Below are 18,133 nucleotides of genomic sequence, written 5' to 3'. Positions count from 1 at the left end.
CATCCTATAGAATGGAATAGACGGACGGAGTTTAGTGATTGCGTGCGGCCTCGGCAGCGGCGCGGATCGCCTGAATATTGGCGCGGTAGCTCTCGACGGAGTTGCCCTTGTAAACCGCAGAACCGGCCACGAGGATGTTGGCGCCAGCGGCAACGACCGAGCCTGCCGTTTCCGGCGTGATGCCGCCATCGACTTCAATGTCGATAGGGCGGTCGCCAACCATTTCGCGGACGCGCTTGATCTTGTCGAGCATCGGCGCGATGAACTTCTGGCCGCCAAAACCGGGATTGACGGTCATGACGAGGACGAGATCGACATCTTCGATAACGTTCGTCAGCGCCTCGACGGGCGTTGCCGGGTTGAGCGCCAGACCGGCCTTCTTACCCAGAGCGCGGATCGATTGCAGCGAACGGTGCGTGTGCGGACCGGCTTCCGCATGAATCGTGATAAGATCGCAACCGGCATCGGCAAACGGCGCCAGATAGGGATCACACGGCGCAATCATCAGATGCGCGTCGAAGAATGCCTTGGTGCGCGGGCGGATCGCCTTGACCACCTGCGGGCCGAAAGTGATGTTTGGTACAAAATGGCCATCCATGACGTCGATATGCACCCAGTCGGCACCGGCTTCCAGCACGGCATCGACTTCTTCTCCAAGACGAGCGAAATCGGCTGAAAGGATGGAAGGGGCGATAGCGATGGGTCGCATGATGGTCTCCTGAAGCATTTCCGGCAAAAGCGGGAAGCGTTTTGCCTTGGAGAATGCGTAGAAACAAAAAGATAGAGCGGCGTGGCTTGCCCGTATCACATGAACGCGGCGAATCCTATCCCCAGCGCTTGTGGAACCACATCCACTGGCCCGGATATTCGCGCACCCATGTCTCGACGGTATCGTTCAGAAGCTGCGCGGTGGCATTGATGTCGATCTGGCCTGTGTCGTCCCGCGGCAGTTCCATACGCTCGTAGAGTTCGAGGCGATAGCGTCCGCCGGGAAGGCGGATGCAGCGCGCCGGATAGACGTCGCAATCATATTGCCGCGCAAGCTTTGCTAACAACGGGTTGGTCTTCACCGGGCGATTAAAGAAAGTGGAAGGCACGCCGCGACGGAATTTCTGGTCCACCAGCATGCCGACATTGCCGCCGTCGCCCAGAATGCCCGCAAGGGCCCATGCTGCGCCTGCTTTGGAGGGCACCAGATGGCCCATATTGGTATGGCGCGCCTTCAATACCTTATTGGCAATGTACGGATTGTTTGGCGGACGAAAGAGGGCCGTAACATTCAGGCCGAAGGTGGCGGCGCAAATCGGCAGAAGCTCGAAATTGCCGGTATGGGCGGTGAAGAAGATATGCGGCTTCTTTTCGTCGCGCAGGCGTTCGAAAATCGGAATGCCTTCCACTTCGACCAGTCCCGGTTTCGTGGAATAGGGATCGAAGTCGAAAACAGCGTCGAGGAAGATATATTCCGCGAAGAGGCGCGCCATCGAATCCCACATTTCGCGGGCGATGTCTTCGATTTCCGCATCGCTTTTCTCAGGATAAGCCTGACGCAGGTTATCGATGGCAACCTTGTGGCGCGGCGTCAGTGGCCCGACCAGTCGGGCCACCTTGGCCGAAAAGCTGATCGCTGCCTTCGCCGGAAAAAGGCGTAGCAGGCCAAGCAGCAGAAAGACGGCCTGCGCCCAGAGCCAGTAGTTGAACTGCTTCAGCTTGCGGGTCCAGCGGAAGAGCAGAAGTTTCAGCTTGAACATCATGGACGTAGGCGACTCAGTCGATCTCGAGAATGATCTTGCCGAAGACGTCGCGGCCTTCCATGCGCTTCAGCGCCGTGTCGATATCGTTGAAGCCGACCACGGTGTCGATGACCGGATGCACGATGCCGCGCGCCATTTTCTGCATGGCATCGGCCATGTTTTCCATGCGGCAGCCGAAGGAACCCAGGATCTTGAGCTGCTGCTGGAAGAGCTGCATCAGGTTCATGTTCGTGGAAACACCCGAGGTCGATCCGCAGGTGACGAGACGTGCGCCGCGCCTCATGCAGAGCATCGAGCCTGCCCATGTGTCGGCACCAACGTGCTCGAAGACGACATCGACGCCCTTCTTCTTGGTGAGCTTGCGTACCACGCCTTCGAAGCGATCGACACGGTAGTTGATGACGTGATCGGCACCGAGCGCCTTGGCTTTCTCGATCTTGTCGTCGGAACCGACTGTCGTGATGACCGTGCAGCCCATCTTCTTGGCAAGCTGGATTGCAGCCGAACCGATGCCGGAACCGCCAGCCTGTACGAGTACGGTTTCACCGGGCTCCAGCTTGGCGTTGTCGAACAGCATATGCTCGACCGTACCGAAGGTTACAGGCGCGACGGCGGCACCTATGGCATCCACACCGGGAGGTGCCGGAACGAGCAGGCGGGCAGGCAGGTTCACGGCCTCGCAGGCAAAGCCGTCGAGATGGAAACCATGCACGCCGCCGACATGCTCGCACAGATTGTCACGGCCTTCGCGGCAGGCGCGGCAAAGACCACAGGTACGCGCACCATAGATCGAGACGAGCTGGCCGGGCAGGAGATTGGAAACGCCAGGGCCGACAGCATCCACAACGCCTGAAGCTTCCGCACCGATAACCAGCGGCATCTTGCGCTTGGCAAACGCCATGCCCCGCCAGCCCCACACGTCGATGTGGTTGAGCGCAACGGCCTTGATACGTACGGTCACCTCGCCAATGCCGGGGGCAGGTGGCGGTGCGATATCGGTAATTTCAAGGCGGCGATCATCGAGAAGCTGCAAGGCGCGCATGAAGTAATCCTTTTCAAGACATAATCCCGGAAACGGCGAACCGTCCGGGATCATGGGAAAATTCGTATTTGCCGGACCGATTAATTCGGATTTGCCGCCAAAACAAGGCTCGTATTCTGTCCGCCGAAACCGAACGAGTTGGAAAGCACGGCAGAAACCTCCGCCTGACGCTTCACATTCGGCACGACATCAAGCGGAATAGCCGGGTCCGGATTGTCGTAATTGATGGTCGGCGGCAGCGTGCCTGTCTGGATCGTCAAAAGCGAGAAGACTGCCTCGATGGCGCCCGCAGCGGTCAGCGTATGGCCGATCATCGACTTGTTGGACGAAACCGGGATGGAGGCAAGCTTGTCGCCGAATACGGTCGAAAGCGCCAGATACTCCATCTTGTCGTTTTCCGGCGTCGAAGTGCCGTGCGCGTTGATATAGGAAATTTGCTCTTCGGTCAGACCGGCATCGGCCAATGCGGCGCGCACCGTGCCGATAGCGGGCGAGGCATCCGGCTTGGAGCGCGTGCGATGGAAATCATCGGCCTTCTCGCCACAACCAGCCAGGATGCCCAGAACCTTGGCGCCACGTGCAACGGCGCTTTCGAGTGATTCCATCACCAGCGCGCCGGAACCTTCCGACATGGCAAAGCCATCGCGGTCTTTGGAGAAGGGCTTGGAAGCCTTTTCTGGCTTGTCGTTCTGGGTGGATAGAGCGGATAGCAGCGAGAAACGGATCAGGGCTTCGGCAGAGACGGAACCGTCGGTTCCGATGGAAAGAACGCGATCGCTTTCGCCACGACGGATGGCTTCGACACCAAGCTGGATCGCAGTCGCACCCGAAGCACATGCGGTTGAAAGCGTGATCGGCAGGCCGCGTGTGCCGAAAGATTCCGACAGGCGTTCGGCGATATAGCCGAACTGGGTTGTGTTGAAGAGCTCGTCCTGACGCGCACGACGGCAGGCTTCCAGCAGAAGCTGATAGCTTGCCGGGCCTTCATTCTTCACTGTCGCATCAAGCGCAAACCGGCTTTTCCAGTCCAGTTCGACCGGGGGGGCTGCCAGAAAAAGCGGGCCGCCGAAATCGGTAGACGAAAGGCCGGATTGTGCGAGGGCTTCTTCACCGGCGAGCCGGGCCAGCGCTTCGGAGAGTGCTGATGCGCCCACATTGCTTTCGGCTAGGAAATCCACCGTACCGGAAAAGCGCGTATTGAGATTGTCGGTTGGAAAGCGGGTGATGGCATGGATGCCTGATTTCCCGCCGGTCAAAGCAGCCCAATTGTCTTCCTTGCCCTGACCGAGCGAGGAAACCACGCCAGCGCCAGTAATGGCTACAATGGGACGGCCGAGATGGTCTGTATATTTCGTCATCTTATACTCTCACCAGCTTTGCTGCGCCTTCGGCACGCGTAGCGCCGACCGTGGTGACAATTGCTTCGCTGATTGGACCACTGGCATCCTTTTCGGATGTATCCAGCGGTGCAAAAGCCTCGCCTTTCCAGACGGATATGGCTGCAAGTGCCAGCGCCAGCGGGAACTGCGCTTCACGCATATGACCGGTCAGGCCGGAAATGCCGCGATAGGCAGCAGACAGACTGTCCAGTGCGGTTTTCTCGGCGCCGGTCGCTTCATGAGCGCCGGAAGCACCCGAAACAACATAGGACGGTTCCTTGCCGCCATTGGCTGCAAGGATGAGTTCGCGGATGGTGTTGGCGAGGTCAGCACTTTCGCGTCGAATCTGCGCGCTTTCGATGCCTCTCACTTCCGCATAAGCACGTGCGCCGCGCTTTGCCGCATGGTCGGCGCTTTCCAGAACAAGGAATACTCCGCCGGAGCCGGAAATCATGCCGCCACCTGCAGAACCTTCACGCTGCCAGAGCGAAGCCCAGCCGTCATGCTTGAGCAATCCGCCAAGCTCGTGACCGAGAATCATGTCGAAATGTTCGGCATTGTAGGAGCCGCCGACCAGTGCATGGGTGCTCTGACCGGTGCGGATGCGTGCCGCTGCGGTTTCGATGGCCGAAAGACCGGAGCCTTCTTCGCCCATGAAGGTACGCGACGAACCGGTCACCTTATGCACGATCGAAATATTGCCTGCGAGCAGGTTGGAGAGCTGGGCCAGAAACAGCGTCGGGCGCAATTCGGTCGAGAGTTTTTCATTCAGCATGACGCCGCGGTCGTTGCGAGTGCGGCCTTCATCCAGAATCTGCATATCGACGGCGATATCGCGTTCGCCGCCACCGGCACCCACGACCATATCCATGGTTGCGCAAAGCGCTTCATCGTCCTTCATGCCTGCGTCCTGAAGCGCCAATCCTGCGGCGTAGGTGCCGAGGCGCTGCCAGGTTTCCATCTGGCGCTGATCGCCACGCTTTGGAATCTGCAGGCTCCAGTCCACTTCACCCAATGGATGAACAGTGTAGGGCGCAAAGGCGTGCCTTTCGAGGTGCGGTTCAGTGCCAGCCTTCGAGAAAGCATTCCAATGCACATCGACCCCTTCGCCGAGCGAGGAGATGATGCCGATACCTGTGATGACGACTTTATTGTTCTGCATGGGTCCCGTTTGTCCGTCGATGCTGAGACTGCTCTGACAAGCGAAGGTTTCGCGATACCAGAAACGGAATCAGGGCGAACATTTCTGTCCACCCCTCAATACCGCCATATTATGTGCCAGATCAGCCTTTTTTGGCCGCAACCAGCTCGTCAATTTTTGCGCAGAGGTTCTTGAGAACGAAATATTCTTCGGTTGGAACCTTGCCTTCGTTGACTTCCTGAGTCCACTGCTCAAGCGGAATCTTGATGCCGAAAGCCTTGTCGATAGCGAAAACGATGTCGAGGAAGTCGAGGCTGTCGATGCCCAGATCGTCGATGGTGTGGCTATCTGGCGTGATGGTGTCACGGTCGATTTCACTGGTTTCGGCGATGATGTCGGCGACTTTGTCAAAAGTAGAGGACAAGTTTCGATTCCTTTATTCATGGCGGTGCCACAGTTGGCACACATCTGACTGTTTGCGCGTGTCTAGCGTTTTTCCGGTGAGAGGGAAAGTCATATTACTTTCACAACCACCAAGCTTTTCAAAAGCGCATATAAGGCGCGCAACATGCGAAGCGCAACATAAAGGCAAACTCTAATTTTGGAAACATTCTCAAAACTGAGTTATTGCGACTATATCTTGGAGGTTTAGGGTTCGTTCCTCACGCGCCTGACAAAGTACCAGAGGCCTACGGCAGCACATGCTATCATGACGATTGCCAATGCGTATTGCACAGGGCCATTTCCTGATGCAATTGCCGCAAGTCCAGATGCCACACTCCCCATCGTGCCTATGGCTTCCGGGTGCTTCAATGCCGATGTGAAAGCCGTGTCACTCTGCCGGGCTTTGGGGGAAATCTCAGTCACAGGTTCGGCGGGCTGGACAACCGGCGGATTGGCCGCAAGCGCCAGAGCGCGAGAACGTACCCGGCCGACACGGGCGAGCCAGCCTCTCCCGAATGATGCTGCTGTAGACAAGCCTTCCAGCCACGATGCACGTGCGTCGCACAAGGCATTGATGACCTCCTCTGCGGGGCGTGTGTTTGCTGCCGTCACCGTCTGCGCTCCAATCACTCCGTCTTCGGGCAACCCAAGAACGCTTTGCAGCATTTTGGCGGCGCGCCCTGGCCCCGAATTGACCGCGAAGTCGAATACGGCGTAGTCGATGCCGGAAGGCAGATTGTCTCCGTCGATCTTGTTCCAAAATTGTGTTTGGTAGATTTGAGTGGCGGTCGCCTGCGTCATTTTCTTTACATCTTCCGGCGATACTTGGTGGCCCTCCCACGCAGACAGGGTTGCGATGGTGATACCCATATTAGTCGCGCCACCAGGGTCAGACGGGTTGTCTACATAGCCGCCTTCTTCATTAAAAATATAAGGAATGACTTTCTGGAAATTTGATTTCATTTGTATGCCTCTAATTTAGTATTTGAAAATGAAGAACAGTAATTTGTTGAGTAGAATATAAACTTTTCTAAATAGGATAATAGTGCCAGAATGACTTGTTGACACGTTCAACCAGGATTGGTTCAAAAGCACTATTTGATCACGATGTGTCTTGCTTCCTACGCTTTGATGCGGCTTCATGAGCTTCTCATTGCTGCATCATTTACAGGCGGGCAAACGTGAATTCGGAAATCTTTGGACATGCACCGGACGGGCAGGCGGTTCACCGGCTTACCATCTCCAACGGGCCGTTGACGGCCAAGATCATAAATTGGGGCGCTGCCATTCAGGATTTGCGCATGGAGGGCCATTCGGCTCCTCTCGTGATCGGCTATCGCGACTTTGACGATTATCCCGCCCATTCACCGCATCTGGGCGCGATTGCGGGGCGTTCGGCCAATCGTATTCGCAATGCCCGGTTTGATCTGGACGGAACGACTTACGAAGTGGAGCCCAATTTTCAGGGTATTCATAATCTGCACGGCGGCAGTAAGGGGCTTGGCAATCGCGTCTGGAAGATAACTGGGACAGGTCCCGATTTCGTGACGCTGGCAACTGTAGCAGCCGATGGCGAGATGGGCTTTCCCGGCAATCTGAATGTGAGCTGCACATATATGCTCAATGGGGACGGAACGCTGATCGTTCGTTTGGAGGCCGTGACCGACAAGCCGACCGTCTGCAATCTGCTACACCATAGCTACTTCAATCTCGATGACGGTGGCGAGGGCGACATCCTCGATCACCAACTGAAGATCGCGGCCGATGCCTACATGCCGGTCGATGATGCCCTGATTCCGGACGGACGCGTTCTGCCTGTCAGGGGAACGCCTTTCGATTTCCGGGAGTTCCGTCCGATTCGCTTCGAGGAAAATGGTAGCCAGGTTCAATACGACAGCAACTTCTGCATGACCGCAGCGCGGGGACCATTACGCCCATGTGCATCGGTCAAGGGCGCTCGTTCCGGTATTCGTCTCGATGTTTCGACGACGGAGCCGGGCGTTCAGTTCTATGCGGGCAATACCATGGCCAATGATTGCATCGGCCTAATGGGCAAGCCTTACGGAAAACATGCTGGCTTCTGTCTGGAGCCACAGGTCTGGCCGGGATCGCTGGAATACCCGTATTTTCCGCAGGCGATATTGCGTCCGGGCGAGGTTTATGCCCAGACCAGCCATTTCAGTTTTACGCGGGAAAAATAATCAATCCGCAAAAGCGGCGCGTGCGGTTTCCATCGGAGCGAGCGCGCCGCGTATCTCGACGACACGTGCCGCAACCAGATGGGCTTTCTGTGCCGCGTCCACTGGGACGAGTCCTTTCAATCTTGCGGCAAGATAGGCACCGTTGAAGCTGTCGCCAGCGCCCGTGGTGTCAACGGCTTTGGCCACGACGGACGGAACCAGCGTTTTTTCTTTGCCAGAGACGACCAGAGCCGGTTCCGTACCGTCCTTGACGACGATTTCTTTCACGCCAAGAGCGGCGAGGCGATCTGCACAGGCTTCTGCATCCTTGTCGCCAAAGAGCGCCTGTTCATCGGGGAACGTGGGCAGTGCAATATCGGCAATGCGCATGGCTTCGCTGATGATCTCCTGCGCAACCTTCCGGTCAGGCCAGAGCTGGTGACGGAAATTCGGGTCGAATGCGATTCGCGAACCGGCTGCACGGCATTCCCGTAAGACATCGAAGAACGTCTCGCGATGCTCGGGCAGGATGATGGCGATTGAAATGCCCGAAAAATAGATAATGTCGCGGCCAGTCAGACTTTTTTCCAAAGCCTTGCGATCACTGGCGAGGCGCCGGGCAGCAGCATCGCTGCGCCAATAGGTGAACGAGCGCTCGGCACCGTTAAGCGTGATTGCGTAAAGACCGGGATGAAGCCCGTCGATAACGGGGCTATGGGCGATTCCGATACCGTTCGATGTTAGAAATACACGCTGCTTCTGGGAGAAGCTGTCTTCACCGAAAGCGGTTACATATTCGACAGGGTAGGATTTCTCTGTCAGCGCCCGCATGTACCAGGCAGTGTTCAGCGTATCGCCTGCAAAACCCATGCGCCATTGATCGCCTTCATTGCCCGAAAGCTCGATCATGCATTCGCCGATAGACGCAAATCCGCCCATGTCAGTCTCCTCACTTCCAATGGCGCTAACGCCTATACTAATTTGCCGCTATGTAAAATTGCTTTGTCGGTAGTCATCCAGCCTTTATCGACTTGCCACATTCATTGTGTAAGCATCCCCCGACTGCATCGCCCTCAAAATCGGGATAGCTTTTCAAAAGCACGATGCATTACCTGATATTTTGGAGTTCCGCTGACGTCGTGTAGCGAACCTCAGCCAAGGATTTGACATGCGTTATGCGATTTATTTCACGCCGCCATCCAACGATGCGCTTTTGAAAGTTGCCGCAAACTGGCTCGGACGAAGCGCGTTCAGTGGCGAGCCGGTCAAGATGCCTGCGATTCGCTCGCTTGCGACCGATGAAATCGCCAAGCTGACCGAAGAGCCGCGCCGTTATGGCTTTCATGCGACGATGAAGGCTCCATTCCGTCTGGATGATGGACACACCGAAAATGATCTGTTGGCCGCATTGATGCATTTCGCATCATCGGCTTCACCTGTTACCATTCCGCGTCTGAAGCTGCACGCAATTGGCCCGTTCTTCGCTCTCGTGCCGGAAGAGTCAGTTGCCGAGCTTAACCAGCTCGCCAATGATGTTGTGGTTGCCTTCGACCGGTTTCGCGCACCGCTCACCGAGGCGGAAATTGCAAAGCGGCGACCGGAACGTCTCAGCGAGACACAGCGGCACAACATCGAGCGCTGGGGTTATCCTTATGTTTTCGATGAGTTCCGCTTTCATATGACGCTGACCGGCCCGGTTGAGGAGAAAGACCGCGCTCGCGTGGAACGGACGCTGGACGAATTCTTCACGCCACTGCTGGACGACGCCGTAGAGGTTGCGAATCTCGCACTGTTCGTGGAACCTGAGAAAGGGGCTCCTTTCGAGATTCATTCGCTGCATCCTCTGACAGGTGGCAAGATTGCATCTGCTCGGGCCTCACGAGCGGTTGGGAGGCCGTAAGCAATGGGAAATGAAACGGTTCTGCGTAATGCCCGCATCGTACTCTCCGACGATGTCGTTCTCGGTTCCCTGAAGCTTGTTGACGGCAAGATCGTCGATATTTCCGCCGGCGCATCCGGTGTCGGCGAGGATATGGAAGGCGACTTCCTGACGCCGGGACTGGTTGAGCTGCATACGGATCATCTCGAAGGGCACTATGCTCCGCGCCCGAAAGTGCGCTGGAACCCGATTGCCGCCGTACAGGCGCATGATGCCCAGATTGCCGCCTCAGGGATTACCACGGTTTTCGACGCATTGCGCATTGGCTTTGATGACGACGCCGAGACGGGCATTGACGATATGCGCAAGCTATCGTCGGCAATTGCAGAAGGCCGCGATGCGGGCCGTCTGCGCGCCGACCATTTCCTGCATTTGCGTTGCGAGGTTTCGGCGCCTGACTGTCTTCCGGCCTTCGAACAGTTTGGCAATCAGGCGCTGGTCAGGCTGGTGTCGCTGATGGATCACGCACCGGGGCAGCGCCAGTTCACGGATATCGAAACCTACAAGACTTATTTCATCCGCAAGCTGAAATTCTCGGAAGAAGAGTTCCGGCTCTATTGCGAGCGGCGTATCGGGCAGTCCCAGCAATATTCCGCGCCGACACGCAAGGCGATTGCCGAATTGTGCCACCAGCGCGGCGTTGTTCTGGCGAGCCACGATGACGCAACGACAGAGCATGTCGCAGAAGCACAGGCACAGGGAATACGCGTCGCGGAATTTCCCACGACACACACAGCTGCGAAAGCGTCAAAAGAATCCGGGATGTCGGTGCTTATGGGAGCGCCGAACGTCGTGCGCGGCGGTTCGCACTCGGGAAATGTGTCCGCGCGCGAGTTGGCGGAAGCTGGAAATCTCGACATCATATCGTCGGACTATATTCCGGCCAGCATGATGCAATCGGCGTTCTTTCTCGCAGATGTCGCCGAAAATATCTCGCTGCCTCAAGCTATTCGACTGGTTTCTGCCAACCCTGCCAAAGCGGTAGGGCTGGAGGATCGCGGCGAGATTCTCGCAGGCAAGCGAGCTGATCTGGTTCGGGTGCAGATTGCCGATTATGTTCCGATCATCCGCACCGTCTGGCGGGAAGGGCGGCGGGTTATTTAGCCCACTGGGACCGGGCTTGTCGGTTCCAGCGCCAGTCTGCCATCATCCAGAATATCGAGCTGCAGAGAGCGATAGCTGTCAATGCTCAGATGAGATGTTTTCGGGGAATGCGGGTGCGTCGCCGTCACCACGACAACGCTCGCACCGGCAGTTTCTCCTGCAACGATACCGGCTGGCGCATCCTCGAACACAAGGCAATTGCGTGGATCGAAGCCAAGCCGTTTTGCGCCAAGCTGGAAACATTCAGGGCTCGGCTTGCCGCGCTCCACGTCTTCGGCGGAAACGATGGTCTGCGGCATCGGCAGTCCTGCTGCGGCAACGCGACGGGTAGCAAGTTCAAGTGGTGCCGAGGTCACGATTGCCCAACGATCCTGCGGCAATGAACTGAGGAAGTCATATGCGCCGTCAATAGGTGCAATGCCGTCCAGATCCGCCATTTCGGCCTGAAGCAATATCTCCGCCTCGCGGATCGGGTCCACACCCGGCAGCGCAAGCCGGCGGACGGTTTCGACTGCCCTGACACCGTGAATGGTCGGGAGAAACGTGACCGGATCGATGCCATGGCGTATGGCCCATTCGCTCCACACGCGTTCGGTCGCTTCGATGGAACTTAGTATTGTGCCGTCCATGTCGAAAAGAAACGCATCGAATGATTTGCCGAAAGGGGAAAAGGAGGTCACACCGAATTTCCTTGAATTGCGCAGATGAGAATCGGGAGAATGCTTCTGCACTCAATCATAGTGCGTAATTGGCGAGAAGACAGGGCATTCTACTCTCTGGAGCGGCCAGAGTTTTCGTGTCGGGTATTAAAATTCTGCCTGGGTCACTATATTGAGCGCTGGTGACTGCAAGAGTGGCGAAACTTGATCATTTTGATCAATTGTGGCTTTTGGCATCATTCCGAATTTAAACAGATGTCGAAAGCACCGATTGCGTCTGAATCGCATTCTCAGGATTGTTGTATAAATGACTGAAATAAAATCAAAAAAACGCAACTATCCGGATGTTCGCTTTGCCGTTGCGCCTATGATCGACTGGTCGGACAGGCATTGCCGGTATTTTCACCGGCTCTTTTCCAGGCACGCATTGCTCTACACCGAAATGGTGGTGGCGGATGCTATCATTCACGGCCCGCGTGACCGGTTGCTGGGTTTCGACGCTGCCGAACATCCTGTGGCGCTGCAGCTCGGTGGTTCCGATCCGGTGAAGCTGAAAGAAGCTGCGAAGATCGGTGCCGATTACGGCTATGATGAAATCAATCTCAATGTCGGTTGCCCGTCGGATCGCGTGCAGTCCGGTACATTCGGAGCCTGTCTCATGCAGACCCCGGATGTGGTGGCGCGTTGCGTTTCAGCAATGAAAGAGGCCGTTTCCGTGCCCGTTACCGTCAAATGCCGTATCGGCGTTGACGATCAGGACGTGGAAGTTGCACTGGACACTTTGGCCGACGTGACACTCGACGCTGGCGCGGATGCGCTTTGGGTCCATGCCCGCAAGGCCTGGCTGAAAGGATTGTCGCCCAAGGAGAACCGCGAGATTCCGCCGCTCGACTATGATCGCGTCTATCGCCTCAAGGAACGGCTTGGCGACGTTTTCGTTGGCATCAACGGCGGGATCAACACGCTTGATGAAGCCGAAACGCATTTGCGGAAGGTCGATGCGGTGATGCTCGGTCGCGCCGCTTACCATAACCCCGAACTTCTGGCAGAGGTGGATGCGCGCCTTTATGATGGTGGACAGGCAGATACCTCGATCACTGATATCATCGATGACATGTGCGCTTATACTGATCGCCATATTGCGTCAGGCGGCAGGCTTTCGCATGTGAGCCGCCATATGGTAGGGCTTTTTACCGGACAGCCGGGCGCACGGCGCTGGCGACAAATCCTTTCGACGGATGCCACCAAGCCGGGCGCGACGAGTGACGTTCTGCGTCAGGCTTATGCCGTTGTGACTGAAGCGGCAGCAGAGGCTGCTTAATCTATAAGAATAAGCTGATCGCCACGAACGGTGAATCCGCCGAGCGTTTGCAGGAAGTTCATGCCAAGCAGGCTGCCTGTCATCAGACCTTCCTTGGTCACCATGGCGCGCACATTCTGGCGCTCAATGTCGCCAATCTGCAATGTGGCAATGTTGATGACTGCTGCACTCGCCATGCCGTTGGCGGTCGTGATCGGAACGGAATAGTTGAGCGAGGCGGTGTCTATGCCTGCACGCTCGGCATCTTGCTGTGACAGGACGACCGAGGACGCGCCGGTATCGACCAGAAAGTGAACGCGTTCGCCATTCACGCGTCCGTTGACCTCGAAATGGCCATTCGCAGCCTTTGCAAGCGTGACGGTCAGGGTGCCATCGGCATTGCGACCGGAAATAGGGCTTCCGGGGATCAGCCCAGCCGTGACCCGGCTCGCGACGTCCTGCAACTCATAACGATACTGGTAGCCTGCAACGAGACCGAGAATAATCACGGCCCACATGGCCATGTTACGCGCAAAGTCGGTCAGCTTGATGCCGGAGCCGAGCAGACCGGCGGCAAGCACGACACCCCATATGCCGAGATAGGCTGCGCGGGCGAACACGTCATTGTCCATGCCAAGCGTTGAGCCGCTGTCATTGTTGGACATCAGCAGCAGGACAACAATCGCGACTGCCGCAATAATGAGCCAGAAAAAGCGCCCCATCAGCCAATTCTCTTTTCTACAATAATCTCGTGCCTGTCATCGAGAAGCGCCCAGACGGCCAATCGCTCTTCCGCACTCATGCTGGACCAGCGTGCGATCTCATCCAGCGTCCGGGCACAGCCAAGGCAGAAGCCGGTTTCGGTATCGATTGTGCAAACCAATATGCACGGGGATTCGATAGTTGTCGTGTCCATGAATGCAATGTGGTTGCATCAAAGGGCCATGACAAGCCCGGCGAGAACGGCAACCGACCCGATCTGCTGTGCCGCGCCCAGTGTATCGCCTGTCTGCCCGCCGATTTTTGCGATGCAAAGTCTGGCAAAGCCGAGAAGCAGAACCGTTACCAGCACAAGCGCATTGATGAGCGAGAGAAATCCGCCTGCTGGTATGAGCGTGAGGACAAGAAAGAGCAGCCCGATCCCGACACCGCAAACAACAGTTTCCCATTGCGGCTGGCCAACGCTGTCGGAAAGTCCGCCGGGTCGTGCGGAGGGCAGGGCGTGCCAGAATGCCAGCATGCCAGCGCGGCTTGCCGCTTCGCAGCCGATCAGCGCAATTGCTGCATATCCTGCACCCGCACGGTCGATGATAGCCATCAAAAGAGCGGCCTTCAAACCGACAAAGACAATCAGCGTCAGCGCGGCGAAAGTTCCGATGCGGGAATCTTTCATGATGTCCAGCCGGCGATCCACGGAAGATGCGCCGAAGAAGCCGTCAGCAGTATCGCCCAGGCCATCTTCATGGAGTGCGCCGGTCATCGCCGCCAGGGCGCCAATTGCGAGCAGCGCGCAGGCGAGGGGCGGGAGGTTCATTTTATAGGTCATGAAAAGCACAGCGCCTGCCAGCAGGCCCAGCACCGCTCCCGCGAGCGGAAAGGCGCGGGCATTGCGGGGCAACGAATCATCACCGTTCTCGAACCAGCTCTGTGGAAGCGGCAGGCGGCTCAGAAAGCCCAGACTCCGGATCGTGTCGCCAATGAGACTATTTCGCTGCAAGTGACTGTTCCACTTTGTTTCCCGAAACGGATTCCCGCGATAATTCGCCTCAATGTTGCTTCAACTCAAAGAGGTGATTTGAAAATTCGCGTCAGTGCTTATAGGACGAGCCCAACGAATTTACACCTCCCATCATTGATTGGACTAAACTTATGAGCGCCAGCGGCCTACCTTTTGACGATTTCCGAGAATTGATCCGAAATCTGCCGGGTCCCGATCTGGGGGCTGAGAGGGCTGTTCGGGAGCGTGAGGTGACATTGACCAAGCCTGCCGGTTCGCTCGGACGCATGGAAGAGATCGTGGCATGGCTTGCCGCATGGACCGGCAAGCGCATGCCGCAGATCAATCGCCCGCTGGTGGCCGTGTTTGCCGGCAATCACGGCGTTACGGCCAAGAATATCACCCCGTTTCCGCCAAGCGTGACGGCACAGATGGTCGAGAATTTTGCCGCCGGTGGCGCAGCAATCAACCAGATCTGCATCGCCAATGATCTTGGGTTGAAGGTTTTTGATCTGGCACTCGAACACCCGACAGGGGACATTACGGAAGAACCGGCCATGGATGAGCGCACCTGCGCTGCGACCATGGCCTTCGGCATGGAAGCGATTGCCGGTGGAACCGATCTCTTGTGCATCGGCGAAATGGGTATCGGTAACACCACGATTGCCGCGGCTATCGCGCTGGCGCTCTTCGGTGGTACGGCGGAAGATTGGGTCGGGCCGGGTACGGGATCGACGGGCGAATTGCTCGAACGCAAGCTTGCGGCCGTGCGCCAGGCCGTTGCCTTCCATCAGGCACATCTGAAGGACCCGCTGGAAGTGTTGAGCCGTCTCGGCGGTCGTGAAATTGCGGCCATGGCGGGTGCAATCCTTGCCGCGCGCATGGAGAAAATTCCGGTCATCGTCGATGGCTTCGTAGCAAGTGCTGCCGCTGCTGTTCTCTTTGCCGCCAATCCGGAAGCCATAGACCATTGCCTGTTCGGCCATGTTTCCGCCGAGCCGGGTCACCGCAAGCTTCTGGAGAAGATGGGCAAGCAGCCGCTTCTCGATATGGGAATGCGCCTTGGCGAAGGAACCGGTGCGGCGCTGGCTGCAGGTATCGTCAAGGCTGCGGCGCTCTGCCATAGCGGCATGGCCACCTTCGAACAAGCTGGAATATCCGGCTCGAAATAACGGTCGCCAGCGCAATCAAAAAAGCCCGCTCTAGAGCGGGCTTTTTTTTTAAATCAACAGCTTAAAAGCGTTAGTTGTTATCTTTGTCGAGCACCATGTAATCGAGCGGCAATTCGGTTGTGTATTTGATTTGCTCCATGGCAAAAGAAGAAGACACGTCGCGAATTTCGATCTTGCTGATGAGGCGCTTATAGAAAGCGTCATAAGCGCCGATGTCCGGCACAGCCACGCGAAGCAGGTAATCCACATCACCGCTCATGCGGTAGAATTCGATGACTTCAGGGAATTCCTGAACCACTTCGGAGAAGCGCTTCAGCCATTCATGGCTGTGGGAGCTTGTGCGCACCGACACGAACACCGTCACCCGCGCATTGACGCGAATGGGGTCAAGAATGGCGACACGGCGCTTGATGACGCCATCTTCTTCGAGTTTCTGGATGCGGCGCCAGCATGGCGTCGTGGAAAGGCCAACTTTCTTGGCAACGTCTGCCACCGCAAGTGTCGCGTCTTCCTGCAATAAGCGCAGTATCTTCCTGTCGAGCCTGTCCATGCGTTTCCGTTCCCGGTTTTAGAAATCGTTTCCCGAACTTTGCGAATAGGTGAAACGTCATACCTTATGGTTCGCAATGATCCGAAGTTACAGGAAAAATATTCTGATGAAAACGAATGGAGTAAAAATTATTTATCGTCTTGGATGAGGTCTCGCACTTTTGCCTGAAGAACAGGCACAACTTCAGCATCGAACCAAGGATTTCTCTTGAGCCACCCACTGTTGCGCCAGGACGGATGCGGCAGGGGTAGGGCGATTCGACCTGCCTGATTGGGTGTTTCGATGAAATGCCGCCAGTTCCTGACGGTTTCAGTAAGATTGCGGCCCCGATAGCCGGGCAGGTGATACGCCAGGGCGTATTGTCCGACGACCAGCACGAATTCCAGTTGCGGCATTGCCGCGAAAACACGGTCATGCCAGGTTTGTCGACATTCGCGGCGTGGCGGAAGGTCACCGCCATGCTTGTCATAGCCGGGAAAGCAAAAGCCCATCGGGACGATGGCAAAGCGTGATGGATCATAAAACTCCTCGCGCGACACGCCGAGCCATTGCCGCAGGCGCTCCCCGGACGGATCGTTGAACGGTAGGGAAGTGTTGTGCACACGAATGCCGGGAGCCTGACCGCAAATGGCAATTCTCGCTGTATCAGAGACGATGCAGACGGGATTAGGCTCATGCGGTAAGGGCGGCAGAAATTGTGGTGTGTCGCGACAGATACGGCAGGCCCGGATCGAGTGACTGAGCTCGTCTAGTTTTTCCATGAATTGTATCAGCGAATTCCATCAGTTTCGGGGCAGGATCATTTCAAGGAAGGTCCGAATATGCTCCCTTATATAGGTAAGGGCATCGCCGATTACAGCCAGCAGCGGTCTACGGTCGGATTGCTGTGCAGTTTCCTCATTGCGATGTTCCTTGCGCCAAAGGGACGGCTGCTCGAACTGCCCAGCCCATATGCCGCGCCGGTTGCTACGGGCGTCTCTTTCCTCGCGCTGATAATCTCCATAGGAAACGGCCCAGCCCTGCTCGACCATCCAGCGGTTAAGATCGGTTTCACCGAGATAACAGCGCGCCAGATCGCGGTTATACTGATCTTGCCCCTCCGTTTCGCACCGAATCGAGGACCTGCCAATTCTGGATCGCAAAATGTTGCGAGCTTCCTTGCCGCAATCGTAAGCGCTTCCTGCCCGGACACATTGCTGTTGCATCTCCGGTGCGTCGATCCCCTTGAGACGTATATGTATCTTGCCAAGGATCACAGTATCGCCGTCGATTACATAGGTCGAGCCGTTCAAAGATTCTTTTGGAGCGGATGGGATCGGTAAATAGGCGATAAGCACGAAGAGAGCGGAAAAGAGTAATATAGTCAATAAGATGCTGCGGAAACTTATGCTATTGCTTTTGCGGGCTGGCCGATAAGGGCGTCTGTAAGGACGACGGTATTTGCTCATGGGTGGCTTCCCGGCTCCTCGGTATCCTTCGTTATGCGACAGACTGTGAGCTCGTGTCGTTTGCGTCAACAAGAGCAGATTGTTGATCAGAACAACAGTCAGTTTGTTGTCAATTAGCAACAGTCTTTACCGTTGCTTTAGGTTAGAAAGAGCTCAGGCACATTTTGCCCATTTCCCGCCACAAACAGGCGTCACCGCTTCATGGGAAGGCAGAAGCCGTCAAAGTATTCGAAGCCGGTAAGCTTCAACAGGATTGGCAGGAATGACGAAGGGCGCGTTGTTGCACAGCAAACGGATTGGGAACAGG

At 56.5% G+C, this 18,133-nt stretch carries 20 protein-coding genes; 5 read left to right on the top strand and 15 right to left on the bottom strand.

Annotated elements, in window-relative coordinates; all coding sequences use genetic code 11:
- Nucleotides 1-31: 31 nt before the first annotated feature.
- The 7 genes from rpe to MKS82_RS04535 form a co-directional block, all read right to left on the bottom strand.
- A complete protein-coding gene (rpe, locus tag MKS82_RS04565; RefSeq protein WP_240578380.1) occupies nt 32-709 on the bottom strand; it encodes a ribulose-phosphate 3-epimerase in 678 nt (225 codons plus the stop codon).
- A 115-nt stretch (nt 710-824) separates the two neighbouring features.
- The gene (locus MKS82_RS04560) at nt 825-1,751 is read right to left on the bottom strand and encodes a lipid A biosynthesis lauroyl acyltransferase (RefSeq protein ID WP_109987647.1); all 927 of its coding nucleotides are present in this window, start codon (nt 1,749-1,751) and stop codon (nt 825-827) included.
- 13 nt (nt 1,752-1,764) lie between these two features.
- Nucleotides 1,765-2,793, bottom strand: a complete 1,029-nt coding sequence (locus tag MKS82_RS04555) for a zinc-binding dehydrogenase (RefSeq protein ID WP_109987716.1) — start codon at nt 2,791-2,793, stop codon at nt 1,765-1,767.
- 80 nt (nt 2,794-2,873) lie between these two features.
- Nucleotides 2,874-4,151, bottom strand: a complete 1,278-nt coding sequence (locus tag MKS82_RS04550) for a beta-ketoacyl-ACP synthase (RefSeq protein ID WP_109987648.1) — start codon at nt 4,149-4,151, stop codon at nt 2,874-2,876.
- A 1-nt stretch (nt 4,152) separates the two neighbouring features.
- Complete coding sequence (locus MKS82_RS04545) at nt 4,153-5,334, bottom strand: beta-ketoacyl-ACP synthase (RefSeq protein ID WP_240578379.1); 1,182 nt, start codon at nt 5,332-5,334, stop codon at nt 4,153-4,155.
- Nucleotides 5,335-5,455: 121 nt separating this feature from the next.
- Nucleotides 5,456-5,737: an acyl carrier protein gene (locus tag MKS82_RS04540; RefSeq protein ID WP_006466638.1), complete on the bottom strand. Its 282-nt coding sequence runs from the start codon at nt 5,735-5,737 to the stop codon at nt 5,456-5,458.
- 224 nt (nt 5,738-5,961) lie between these two features.
- Nucleotides 5,962-6,720 (bottom strand): glycoside hydrolase family 108 protein, encoded by a 759-nt coding sequence (locus MKS82_RS04535; protein WP_109987650.1) that lies wholly within the window; start codon nt 6,718-6,720, stop codon nt 5,962-5,964.
- A gap of 218 nt (nt 6,721-6,938) precedes the next feature.
- On the opposite strand from MKS82_RS04535, the gene MKS82_RS04530 reads away from it, so the two are divergent.
- Nucleotides 6,939-7,958, top strand: a complete 1,020-nt coding sequence (locus tag MKS82_RS04530) for an aldose epimerase family protein (RefSeq protein ID WP_109987651.1) — start codon at nt 6,939-6,941, stop codon at nt 7,956-7,958.
- On the opposite strand, the gene MKS82_RS04525 is transcribed toward MKS82_RS04530, so the two are convergent.
- Nucleotides 7,959-8,876 carry a sugar kinase gene (locus MKS82_RS04525; RefSeq protein ID WP_109987652.1) on the bottom strand — a complete coding sequence of 306 codons (918 nt, stop codon included), beginning with the start codon at nt 8,874-8,876 and terminating at the stop codon, nt 7,959-7,961. It lies immediately after the preceding gene.
- Between the two features lie 229 nt (nt 8,877-9,105).
- On the opposite strand from MKS82_RS04525, the gene MKS82_RS04520 reads away from it, so the two are divergent.
- A complete protein-coding gene (locus tag MKS82_RS04520) occupies nt 9,106-9,837 on the top strand; it encodes a DUF1045 domain-containing protein (protein WP_109987653.1) in 732 nt (243 codons plus the stop codon).
- Nucleotides 9,838-9,840: 3 nt separating this feature from the next.
- Nucleotides 9,841-10,980: an alpha-D-ribose 1-methylphosphonate 5-triphosphate diphosphatase gene (locus MKS82_RS04515; RefSeq protein WP_109987654.1), complete on the top strand. Its 1,140-nt coding sequence runs from the start codon at nt 9,841-9,843 to the stop codon at nt 10,978-10,980.
- Here MKS82_RS04515 and MKS82_RS04510 read toward each other — a convergent pair.
- The gene (locus tag MKS82_RS04510; protein WP_109987655.1) at nt 10,977-11,660 is read right to left on the bottom strand and encodes an HAD family hydrolase; all 684 of its coding nucleotides are present in this window, start codon (nt 11,658-11,660) and stop codon (nt 10,977-10,979) included. The two genes, MKS82_RS04515 and MKS82_RS04510, sit on opposite strands and share 4 nt — an antisense overlap.
- 286 nt (nt 11,661-11,946) lie before the next feature.
- On the opposite strand from MKS82_RS04510, the gene dusA reads away from it, so the two are divergent.
- Nucleotides 11,947-12,960: a tRNA dihydrouridine(20/20a) synthase DusA gene (dusA, locus tag MKS82_RS04505; RefSeq protein WP_109987656.1), complete on the top strand. Its 1,014-nt coding sequence runs from the start codon at nt 11,947-11,949 to the stop codon at nt 12,958-12,960.
- Here the strand turns inward: dusA and MKS82_RS04500 are convergent.
- The 3 genes from MKS82_RS04500 to MKS82_RS04490 are packed head-to-tail and all read right to left on the bottom strand — an operon-like array spanning nt 12,957 to nt 14,656.
- Nucleotides 12,957-13,661 (bottom strand): TIGR02281 family clan AA aspartic protease, encoded by a 705-nt coding sequence (locus MKS82_RS04500; RefSeq protein WP_109987657.1) that lies wholly within the window; start codon nt 13,659-13,661, stop codon nt 12,957-12,959. The genes dusA and MKS82_RS04500 overlap by 4 nt on opposite strands.
- Complete coding sequence (locus MKS82_RS04495) at nt 13,661-13,855, bottom strand: DUF1289 domain-containing protein (protein WP_109987658.1); 195 nt, start codon at nt 13,853-13,855, stop codon at nt 13,661-13,663. Before MKS82_RS04495 ends, MKS82_RS04500 begins: the two co-directional genes overlap by 1 nt.
- An 18-nt stretch (nt 13,856-13,873) precedes the next feature.
- Nucleotides 13,874-14,656, bottom strand: a complete 783-nt coding sequence (locus MKS82_RS04490; RefSeq protein WP_109987659.1) for an adenosylcobinamide-GDP ribazoletransferase — start codon at nt 14,654-14,656, stop codon at nt 13,874-13,876.
- A gap of 152 nt (nt 14,657-14,808) precedes the next feature.
- Here MKS82_RS04490 and cobT point away from each other — a divergent pair, with 152 nt between their 5' ends.
- Nucleotides 14,809-15,828, top strand: coding sequence for a nicotinate-nucleotide--dimethylbenzimidazole phosphoribosyltransferase (gene cobT / locus MKS82_RS04485; RefSeq protein WP_109987660.1), 1,020 nt, complete (start codon nt 14,809-14,811; stop codon nt 15,826-15,828).
- 70 nt (nt 15,829-15,898) lie between these two features.
- Here the strand turns inward: cobT and MKS82_RS04480 are convergent, their stop codons facing one another.
- The 3 genes from MKS82_RS04480 to MKS82_RS04470 all read right to left on the bottom strand — a co-directional run bounded on the left by MKS82_RS04480 (nt 15,899) and on the right by MKS82_RS04470 (nt 17,826).
- Nucleotides 15,899-16,378 carry an Lrp/AsnC family transcriptional regulator gene (locus tag MKS82_RS04480; protein WP_010661230.1) on the bottom strand — a complete coding sequence of 160 codons (480 nt, stop codon included), beginning with the start codon at nt 16,376-16,378 and terminating at the stop codon, nt 15,899-15,901.
- Between the two features lie 128 nt (nt 16,379-16,506).
- Nucleotides 16,507-17,148, bottom strand: a complete 642-nt coding sequence (locus MKS82_RS04475; RefSeq protein ID WP_109987661.1) for a uracil-DNA glycosylase family protein — start codon at nt 17,146-17,148, stop codon at nt 16,507-16,509.
- 12 nt (nt 17,149-17,160) lie between these two features.
- Nucleotides 17,161-17,826 carry a thermonuclease family protein gene (locus MKS82_RS04470; RefSeq protein WP_109987662.1) on the bottom strand — a complete coding sequence of 222 codons (666 nt, stop codon included), beginning with the start codon at nt 17,824-17,826 and terminating at the stop codon, nt 17,161-17,163.
- Nucleotides 17,827-18,133 lie beyond the last annotated feature (307 nt).

Origin of the sequence: Ochrobactrum sp. A-1, assembly GCF_022488005.1 — a bacterium.
Taxonomy (GTDB): Bacteria; Pseudomonadota; Alphaproteobacteria; order Rhizobiales; family Rhizobiaceae; genus Brucella.
Note: the sequence above shows the minus strand (reverse complement) of the source record. Positions and strands in the feature narration are given on the sequence as shown.

Bases quoted from the DNA above. Each gene is read 5' to 3' on its own strand.
- MKS82_RS04535 (WP_109987650.1), bottom strand. From the start codon at position 6,720: ATGAAATCAAATTTCCAGAAAGTCATTCCTTATATTTTTAATGAAGAA.
- cobT (WP_109987660.1), top strand. From the start codon at position 14,809: ATGAGCGCCAGCGGCCTACCTTTTGACGATTTCCGAGAATTGATCCGA.
- MKS82_RS04480 (WP_010661230.1), bottom strand. From the start codon at position 16,378: ATGGACAGGCTCGACAGGAAGATACTGCGCTTATTGCAGGAAGACGCG.
- MKS82_RS04555 (WP_109987716.1), bottom strand. From the start codon at position 2,793: ATGCGCGCCTTGCAGCTTCTCGATGATCGCCGCCTTGAAATTACCGAT.
- MKS82_RS04470 (WP_109987662.1), bottom strand. From the start codon at position 17,826: ATGAGCAAATACCGTCGTCCTTACAGACGCCCTTATCGGCCAGCCCGC.
- MKS82_RS04500 (WP_109987657.1), bottom strand. From the start codon at position 13,661: ATGGGGCGCTTTTTCTGGCTCATTATTGCGGCAGTCGCGATTGTTGTC.
- dusA (WP_109987656.1), top strand. From the start codon at position 11,947: ATGACTGAAATAAAATCAAAAAAACGCAACTATCCGGATGTTCGCTTT.
- MKS82_RS04525 (WP_109987652.1), bottom strand. From the start codon at position 8,876: ATGGGCGGATTTGCGTCTATCGGCGAATGCATGATCGAGCTTTCGGGC.
- MKS82_RS04520 (WP_109987653.1), top strand. From the start codon at position 9,106: ATGCGTTATGCGATTTATTTCACGCCGCCATCCAACGATGCGCTTTTG.
- MKS82_RS04550 (WP_109987648.1), bottom strand. From the start codon at position 4,151: ATGACGAAATATACAGACCATCTCGGCCGTCCCATTGTAGCCATTACT.
- MKS82_RS04560 (WP_109987647.1), bottom strand. From the start codon at position 1,751: ATGATGTTCAAGCTGAAACTTCTGCTCTTCCGCTGGACCCGCAAGCTG.
- MKS82_RS04545 (WP_240578379.1), bottom strand. From the start codon at position 5,334: ATGCAGAACAATAAAGTCGTCATCACAGGTATCGGCATCATCTCCTCG.
- MKS82_RS04515 (WP_109987654.1), top strand. From the start codon at position 9,841: ATGGGAAATGAAACGGTTCTGCGTAATGCCCGCATCGTACTCTCCGAC.
- MKS82_RS04495 (WP_109987658.1), bottom strand. From the start codon at position 13,855: ATGGACACGACAACTATCGAATCCCCGTGCATATTGGTTTGCACAATC.
- rpe (WP_240578380.1), bottom strand. From the start codon at position 709: ATGCGACCCATCGCTATCGCCCCTTCCATCCTTTCAGCCGATTTCGCT.